Here is a 7,452-nt window from a genome sequence, read left to right on the forward strand (position 1 = left end):
CGCCGATCACCCCATACCAGTTCTTCATCGCCAGGGTGCAACCGGAAAGGGAGTGGTGCTTGACAATGGGCAGGTTGATCACCTTGTCCACCTCGTGGAAATAACGGGCCACCGGCCACACCTTGAGGATCTCCCCCCCCATGTCCGTCTCCAGAAAATCATCCCGGCCCGGCAGGCGCACCTTTCCCCCGGCCTCCATCGCCGCCTGCCCGATGCCGGAGCGGGCGAAGCAGCGTTTGGGGTCATTCAACGAGACATCCGTTACCCAGACCGTGGCCGCGCCGGCCTCCCGGCAGAGACGCACCATGGCGCCCACCAGTTCCGGTCCGGTGTTGGCCGCCTGCTCCGGTTGCCGGTCCCAGCCCACGTTCGGTTTCAACAACACCCGGTCTCCCCGGGCGATGAAACGGGCGATGCCACCCAGTTTCTCCACCGCCTCCCGCGCCATGGCCTCGGTGCGCTGACCGTGCACCACGGCCATGACCGGATGCAGGGGATCGGGCGGCACTCTGAAGTCCTTGATCTTCTTGACCTCCACCAGACTCTTGCGCAAGGGCTGATCGCTGTAGAGCAGATACCCGCCCCCCGCCATCCCCACCGCCAAACCGGACAGCCCGGCCATCCGTCCCAGAAATTCACGGCGGCTCACCGGAGGCAGCACGCTGTTATTTTTTTCCGCTCTGCGTCTGACCGCCATGTTCCACAAACCTCTGCAATGGACCCAACGCCGCCTCCAGGGGGAGCCCGAAGGCGCCCAGCAGTTGCTCCCTGTCCCGCAGGAAAAACCATGTCCCTTCATACGGGTCGTCCACCACCGTCACCATCAGGCCCTGGTGCGCCACCTGTTTCACCGGAATCCCCTCCCTGGCGAGAAAGGCCGTCAACCGTTGCTCCAGCCCCCGGCCCTCCCCCACCAGAAACCCCTGGACCTCCCGCCCCTCCCATTGAAAGGTGCGTTCCACCACATGGTCGAAAAAGTCCAGCCCCCGGTAGTTGTCCTTGATGAAACGGGTCGCGGTCGGACGGCCCCACTCCGGAAAGGCGAAACTGCGCACCCCGCCTCCCACCTTGCCCATGTTGTTGATCAGGAGTTTGCCGATCTCCTCCAGGGGCGCTCCCTCGGCGAAAGCGGTCATCTTGATGTAATAGGGTCCGAAAATGAATCGCAAACCACGGGCGTCCCCACTCCCCATCTCGCCGATGGCCACGGGTTGGGCGTCGGGTTGGGTCTCCTGGGTCACCACGCCGAAGGCGAACAACGGTTTGTCCATGTCGTACAGGTCCACGACCACGCCGGGGCGGGTTCCGTCGCCGTACTCACCCACGATCAGTTCCTTGAAACCGGCCCCGATGAAAAACTCGGCGTGACCATTGACATAGTCGTGGAGATTCTCCTTGCCGAAACGGCGCGCCTCTCCCTGTCGCGCCAGTCCCCCCACCCGTTCCGGCAAAAAATCCACCATGGGGGAGAGACGGACCCCGGCCTGCTTGAAATCGAGCAGACCCGGATCATAACTCTGCCCATCCAGCCACACCCCGTAACCGATGAGGGGCAGCAGCGCCAGCAAGCCCCCCCGCAGCCACCAGGAGACAACCGGGTTCATAAAGTCAACAAACGATGGGCGGCGCGCAATTTCCGGCTCACTGGCAGGCCATACCCGCAGGCGCTGGTGCAGGCGTCATCTTCGCACCCAGCGCACAGACCGGCATTCCGCTCCAGGGCGGCGTAGGAGAGCATGGCCCGTTTTTCGTCGCCGTAGTTTTCAAAGTACATCTGGTATCGCAAAATGGCGGCGACATCCACCCCCTGTTCGCAGGCCTGCAGACAGTCACCGCATCCGGTACGGCAATAATCCGCGCCGTGCAACGCGGCGTACTGGTCCAGCACCCGCTGGTCCGCGGCGGTGAAGGGCTGACCGGAGGCGGGCAGATAGTTGTCGAGATCCTGGGCGGACTGGATGGTGATCACCAGTCCGCTCACCTCCGGGTGGTGCAAGGCCCACTTGAACGCCGACTGCTCGAACTGACCCGGATCGAACTTCATGCCGCTCTCCCTGGTTCCGGCCAGCACCTTCATGGCCACCACCCCCACGTCACGGGTCTTGGCCTCCTTGAGCACTTCCGGGACCTTGGGGAACTTCAGGAAGTTGAAGGCGGGCATGATGAAATCATAATGACCGGAACGCACCGCCTCCAGCAGCAGGGTCTCCATGTTGTTGGGTCCATGGGAGGAGACCGCCAGGGCGCGCACCTTGCCCGCTTTTTTCAACGCCTCGGTGGCCGACAGCATTTCCGGGTCCAAAAGACGGTTCTTTTCCTGGTCCAGTTCCTTCCCTTCCCCCATGGCGTGGACAAAAACCGCGTCCAGGTAGTCGGTGCCCATGCGCTTGAGACTGTTCTCCACGGCGGCGATGTAATCCTGCTTTTTGGACCCCACCTGCAAGTGGCTCTTGCCTGGCTGATAGGAGACGGGCTGACAGAACTTGGAAACGAGATGAATCTTGTCGCGGGCCTTCATCTTGCGCAGGGCCTCCCCGATAAAATCCTCGCTGGGACCGTAATCGGGGGCGGTGTCGAAGTAGTTCATCCCCCGGTCAACGGCCCGCAACACCAGCGCCGCCGAGGTCAGCCGTCCCGCCCCGAAGGAGATGTCGCTCATCTTGATGCCGGTCTTTCCCAAGGGCCGGTAGCGCTTCACCCGCGCCTTCTCCCCCCCGACGGGCGCCTCCCCTTCGGCCCCGGCGATGGATGACACCCCGGCCGCCGCCAACAACGTGGCCGATTTGATAAATGTCCTGCGTTCCATAGAGTCGCTCCTTCCGATCGAAATGCTCAATAAAACTCCCCCACCAGCTCCTCCAGGATTTGCGGCACGACGACGCATTGATTCAGGGTGAAAAAATGGAGTCCGGGAGCACCACGGCGCAGCAGGTCGCGGCACTGGGCCACCGCCACCCGCACCCCGGCCTGACGCATCTTTTCCGGGTCGTCCCGAATCGCCTCGAACCGCTCCGTGAGCCAGCGGGGCAACGTGGAACCGCACAACTCGGACAACCGCTTGAGCTGCTTGAAGTCCGTCACCGGCATGATCCCCGGATAGATGGGAATATGGACCCCTTTGGCGCGACAGTCGCTCACGAAACGAAAATAGACATCGTTTTCGAAGAAGAACTGGGTGACGGCGAAATCGGCTCCAGCCTCCACCTTGCGCCGGAAATGGAGCTGGTCCACGCTTGGATCGGCCGTTTCGGGATGACCTTCGGGATAGGCGGCCACGCCGATGCGAAATTGGGGGAAATATTCTCGAATGAAGGCGACAAAAGGTTCCGCGTAGCGAAACGCCCCCTGTTCCAACGCGCCGGGGGGGTCGTTCCGGGGGGGATCGCCCCGCAAAGCCAGAATGGTGGCAATGCCACACTCCTGATAATCGTTCAGCATTTCCGTCAGGGTGGGACGACTGGCCCCCACACAGGTCAAATGGGCCACCGTGGTCAGGCCGGTCCGCTCGCGCACCTGCCGCACCAGCGCGCCACTCCCCGCCTGACGGCTGCCACCGGCCCCGCAGGTGATGGAGACAAAATCGGGTCGATAGGGCATCAGGGTGTCGAGCGTCTCCCAGAAGAGAACTTCCGCCTCCGGCTTCTTGGGCGGAAAGAACTCGAACGAAAGGCTGGGACGGGTGGAACCAACACCGTTTTGAGCCGTCATCATCACCACTCCTCCAAGAAATAATGCCTTGAACGATCAGGACGCGCGCCCGCGCCTCCTCCCGGAAAGAACCGGCGGAAACTCTCGGGAGGAGGCGCGATCACGACGGTCGGGGGAGTCGCCGCGACCCGATTGCGAACCGGTGTTGCCTTATCTGGCTGTTGTCGATCTGCCTTTCGCGGTGGATTTCGCCTCATCATCCGCGGTGGTGCCGGCCAACTTGCGGATGATCGCCGCGTTGCGTTCGGCCAACTGATCCATCTGATCGGTCACCTTGCGCAACAGGGCGGCATTACGCTCGGACAACTGGGCATCCCGTTCCGACGTCATGCGCAACAGCGCCGCCTGCCGGTCCGAAAGCTGACGCATCTGCTCGGTGGTCTTGCGCAACAGGGCCGCGTTTCTTTCCGACAGTTGATCCATCTTGTCGGACATCTGCTTTTCCAGATCCACGATCCGCTTTTCCAACTCGGCGAGTCGATTGCCGGTCGCGCCCGAGATCCGCTTGCCCTGCACTTTTTTCTTCGCTTTTTGTGCCATCTCATCCTCCCAAAAAGGTTCCACGATGGATCCTGCCTGCACGTTTCATTTCCCAGATTGAAACATATTTTTCCGAAAAAAGCCAACCTCTCCGCCTCACTCCCCACCGGAGGGGGCGCGCAATCGTTCCAGTTGCCCGGCTTCCAAACCAAAAAAAGAGGTGATGCGCTCTTCCACGGCCTGCCACTCCCCCACCGACACCCCACCGCAAACCGAGGCGGAAAGGTGCAGTATGGCCCGCAGAACCGTATAACCGAGTTCCCGCACCTTCTGTCCGGGACGGTTGAAGTCGTCCGTCCGATGATGGGTGCGAATGATCCGACAGAAAGGTTCCGGCAGACGCCATCTCTGCACCATCAAAAAACCCGCCAGACAGTGGTTGGTCCCGAAACGCTCGTTCTCCTCCGCCACCACGTCGCCCCCCCCCTCTGGCGTGCATCTCCTGGCAGAAACCCACATAGTCCGGAAAGCCCCGCATCATGGCCACCAGACCACAATCGTGCAGCAGGCCGGCGGCATACGCCTCGTCGGGGGCCACCGGGGGCAGATAGCCATTCAGGCAATGGGGAGCCGCTTTCGGCAGTTCACGAGCCAGACGGGCCGCCACCCGTCCCGCCTCCACACCCCGCAACCGCACCATCTGGAGCGGTCCTTCCTGGCTGACCAGGGTGGCGCTCAAGAACTGCTCCGCGACGATGGCGCGCACCCGTTCCAGACCCAGCAGCGCCACGGCCCCCTCGATGGAGATCAGCTTGCGTTTCCAACCGTTCAACTGGGTATTGGCGGCGTGCAACACGGCGGCGGAGAGGGCCATGTCCTTGAGAATGACCGCCGTGACGGCCAACGGGTCCGGGGCGAAGCCCGCCTGCGTCCGCACCGCGTCCAGCAGGACATCGGGCCGGGAAGGCATGGACAGATTCTCCAGCAGGCGCTCCGCCCGACGCAGACGTCTGTGCTCCTCTTTGCTCTCCTTGGCTGCCATCACACCTTGCCGATCATCTGATTCATGTAAACCAATGCCGTCCGACCGCGCGCCGGCCCGTACAGGTCAAGAGTTCCAAAGAATAGCCCCAATCTCCAAAAAAGGCTACTCCCAATTTCCATCACCGGGCCACGACATCCTTTTCCGTCAGATAGCAGTACGCGCCCGGAGGCAGCATCAGCATCCAGTTGGTGACCCGGATCATCAGCATCAGCAGCGCTCCGTTCGGAACGCCCAACGGCGACAACAGGAGTTGCGCCGCCGTTTCACCCACCCCCAGACCGCCCAAAGGCATGGGCAGGGTGCCGGAGAGCACCACCAGGGGCAGCGTCATGAACAGCGCATCCCACCCCAGCCCCAACCCCAACACCCGACTGGCCATCATGAAAGCCAGCAAATGGGTCAGCGAGGTCAGCAGGGAGGTCCCCACCACCAGCCAGACCCCGGCCCGGCCGGGCCGGTAGGCCACCATGATCTGGCGCAGCACGTCAGCCCAGCCAACGGGCAACCGATCGAACAACACCCTTTGCACCACCGGCGACCAGACCAGGACGAACAGCAGCACCATCCCCCCCACCGCCAGCAGGGTCACCGCCCCGTAGCGCGCCAGCACTTCGGACGGCTCCCCCCAACCCAGCCAGAACAGGGTGAAAATCCCGCCAAGAAGCAGATAGGTGAACAGGCCCAACACCCGATCCATCACCACCGTCGAGACCGCCGCCAGTTTGGCGGTTCCCGAATATTTCAGCACGTAGAACCCCCTGGCCGCCTCGCCGGCGATCGATCCGATCGAGGTGATGCAAAAAAACTGTCCAATATATCCCATGCGTATCATTGTGACAAAAGGGATCTCAATCTCCTGCAACCGCAACAGCGTCCACCAGCGATGAATCTGCCCGAAAAAATTTCCCAACAACAACAACAGCACCCAGAGATGGCCGGAGGAGAAAAGATGCGACCGCAACGAGGAGATTTGCAGTTGATCCGAACGGACCAGCCAATACACCAGCCCGATGGACAGCAGATATTTGACGATTTTCACAGCCGCTCCTTTTGCCCGGACTCCAGCCCACTCCAATCATGACGCGGCAGAATAATCCCAAACCCCCCGGCAAGTCCATTCCATCCGGCGGGGATATGTTATACATTGCAAGCATGTAGATCGATTTTGCATTTGACTTTTCTCCCGCAGGGGATCAATGTTGGTGCCATTGTCCTGGCAGACAGCGATCAAGGCTCGGAATCATCACGGGAATTCAACAAAAATGTGCGGCATAGCGGGTTTTATCGGAACCGGAGACCAGGAACACCTGATCGCCATGGTGCAAGCCCTGTTGCACCGGGGACCCGATGCCCAGGGAACATGGTGGGACCAGGAAAAACGGATTTATTTGGGGCATCGCAGACTCTCCATCATCGACCTGGCGGGGGGGTCCCAACCCATGTGGACCGCCGACGGCGCCATAGGGGTGATCTTCAACGGGGAGATCTACAACCATCCGGAGTTGCGCGCCACACTCTCCCGGGCGGGCCACCGCTTTCAAACCGACCACTCCGACACCGAGGTCCTGCTCCATGGTTACGAGGAGTGGCAAACCGCCCTGCCGGAAAAGCTCAATGGCATGTGGGCCTTCGCCCTGTACGACGCCAGACGGGGAAAACTGTTTCTCTCCAGGGACCGATTCGGAAAAAAACCTCTGTATTATCATGCGGACAGACATCTGTTCGCCTTCGCCTCCGAGCTCACGGCCCTGCTGCGACATCCCCACATCCGGCCCGCCATTTCCCCAACCAGTCTGCACAAATATTTCGCCTATGGTTACATTCCGGCCCCGGCCACCATCTTTCACGACATCCACAAGCTCCCCGCCGGTTGCAACCTGCTGCACGACCTGAACCAATCGACCACCACGCAGCATCGTTACTGGGAGTTCGTCCTGGACCCCTTCGACACTCTCCCCTCCAACCCGGTCCAGGAGTGGGGGGAGCAGTTGCGGGAACTCCTCACCCTGGCGGTGAAACGACGCCTGATGTCGGATGTCCCTCTGGGGGTGCTGTTGAGTGGCGGCATCGACTCCTCCGCGGTCGCGGCCCTGGCCGCGCAATTCACCCGGACCAAACCCCTGGAGTCGTTTTCCATCGGTTTCAACGAACCGAGCTTCGATGAATCCTGCCACGCCCACAACATGGCCGGACACATCGGTTCCCTGCATCACGCCACC

Annotated in this window: 8 protein-coding genes; 1 reads left to right on the forward strand and 7 read right to left on the reverse strand. The window is 61.6% G+C overall.

The window, feature by feature from the left end; all coding sequences use genetic code 11:
- From ASN18_RS14040 to ASN18_RS14070, 7 genes are all read right to left on the reverse strand, one after another.
- On the reverse strand, positions 1 to 697 hold a 697-nt coding region (locus ASN18_RS14040; protein ID WP_085053415.1), incomplete at its 3' end, for a DUF362 domain-containing protein.
- Complete coding sequence (locus tag ASN18_RS17640; protein ID WP_236861770.1) at positions 666 to 1,568, reverse strand: DUF6599 family protein; 903 nt, start codon at positions 1,566 to 1,568, stop codon at positions 666 to 668. The genes ASN18_RS17640 and ASN18_RS14040, both read right to left, overlap by 32 nt.
- A 32-nt stretch (positions 1,569 to 1,600) precedes the next feature.
- Positions 1,601 to 2,806, reverse strand: a complete 1,206-nt coding sequence (locus ASN18_RS14050; RefSeq protein WP_236861771.1) for an aldo/keto reductase — start codon at positions 2,804 to 2,806, stop codon at positions 1,601 to 1,603.
- A 26-nt stretch (positions 2,807 to 2,832) separates the two neighbouring features.
- Complete coding sequence (gene metF / locus ASN18_RS14055; protein WP_157073009.1) at positions 2,833 to 3,711, reverse strand: methylenetetrahydrofolate reductase [NAD(P)H]; 879 nt, start codon at positions 3,709 to 3,711, stop codon at positions 2,833 to 2,835.
- A gap of 147 nt (positions 3,712 to 3,858) precedes the next feature.
- Positions 3,859 to 4,248 (reverse strand): magnesium transporter CorA family protein, encoded by a 390-nt coding sequence (locus ASN18_RS14060; protein ID WP_085053418.1) that lies wholly within the window; start codon positions 4,246 to 4,248, stop codon positions 3,859 to 3,861.
- A 1-nt stretch (position 4,249) separates the two neighbouring features.
- Positions 4,250 to 5,230, reverse strand: coding sequence for an HDOD domain-containing protein (locus ASN18_RS18090; protein ID WP_085053419.1), 981 nt, complete (start codon positions 5,228 to 5,230; stop codon positions 4,250 to 4,252).
- Positions 5,231 to 5,351: 121 nt separating this feature from the next.
- Complete coding sequence (locus tag ASN18_RS14070; protein WP_236861772.1) at positions 5,352 to 6,272, reverse strand: lysylphosphatidylglycerol synthase transmembrane domain-containing protein; 921 nt, start codon at positions 6,270 to 6,272, stop codon at positions 5,352 to 5,354.
- A gap of 157 nt (positions 6,273 to 6,429) precedes the next feature.
- On the opposite strand from ASN18_RS14070, the gene asnB reads away from it, so the two are divergent.
- Positions 6,430 to 7,452: asparagine synthase (glutamine-hydrolyzing) (gene asnB, locus ASN18_RS14075; protein ID WP_085053422.1), on the forward strand; the 1,023-nt coding region annotated here is incomplete at its 3' end.

The sequence above is a fragment of the Candidatus Magnetominusculus xianensis genome (assembly GCA_001541255.1).
GTDB lineage: Bacteria > Nitrospirota > Thermodesulfovibrionia > Thermodesulfovibrionales > Magnetobacteriaceae > Magnetominusculus > Magnetominusculus xianensis.

Coding starts and splice junctions, on each gene's coding strand:
- ASN18_RS14050 (WP_236861771.1), bottom strand. CDS start 2,806: ATGGAACGCAGGACATTTATCAAATCGGCCACGTTGTTGGCGGCGGCC.
- metF (WP_157073009.1), bottom strand. CDS start 3,711: ATGATGACGGCTCAAAACGGTGTTGGTTCCACCCGTCCCAGCCTTTCG.
- ASN18_RS14060 (WP_085053418.1), bottom strand. CDS start 4,248: ATGGCACAAAAAGCGAAGAAAAAAGTGCAGGGCAAGCGGATCTCGGGC.
- ASN18_RS18090 (WP_085053419.1), bottom strand. CDS start 5,230: ATGGCAGCCAAGGAGAGCAAAGAGGAGCACAGACGTCTGCGTCGGGCG.